This is a genomic window from Bradyrhizobium sp. PRIMUS42 (assembly GCF_023006515.1).
Classification (GTDB): Bacteria; Pseudomonadota; Alphaproteobacteria; order Rhizobiales; family Xanthobacteraceae; genus Bradyrhizobium.
In genome coordinates, this window is sequence record NZ_JALBGZ010001490.1 from 1 (window position 1) to 569 (window position 569).

Annotated in this window: 1 protein-coding gene; it reads left to right on the forward strand. The window is 65.9% G+C overall.

Annotation, left to right across the window (positions count from 1 at the left end; all coding sequences use genetic code 11):
* Window positions 1-319: 319 nt before the first annotated feature.
* Window positions 320-569: tetratricopeptide repeat protein (locus MOV75_RS41245; RefSeq protein ID WP_247008630.1), on the forward strand; the 250-nt coding region annotated here is incomplete at its 3' end.

Here is a 569-nt window from a genome sequence, read left to right on the forward strand (position 1 = left end):
GCCCGTCGCCGGCGAGGCACTGCGTGCCTGGTGCGCGGAGCGCCTGTCCGACTACAAGGTTCCCGAGACCATGGCGATCACGGCGGACCCGCTGCCGCGCAACGCCAACGGCAAGGTGCTGAAACGGCAGCTGCGGGAGCTCCTGGAAGCCTGAACCGGGCAGGCGCCCCCGGGCTCTCCCGGGAGGTTAACGCCTTGATCGGGCTCGCTTTGCCTTGCCAGCGCCATATCGTTAGGGTACCTCGCCGCCACGCGGGGACGGGATTCCTGACGCGGACGCTTCGGCGCGCGCACCCGGATGGGCATGGGATTAGCATAAGTGTCTGAATTATTTGACGAAGTTGATGAGGAAGTACGTCGCGAACAGTTCAAGAAGCTGTGGGACAAGTATTCGATTGTCTTCATCGCCCTGATGGTGCTGGTCGTGGCCGCCGCCGCCGGCTGGCAGGGTTATAAGTACCTGGAGGCCAGGAAGGCCGCCGAGGCCGGCGCCGCCTTCGAGAAGGCCGCCGAGCTGTCCGAGCAGGACAAGCACGCGGAGGCGGAGGCTGCCTTCACCGAGCTCGCCG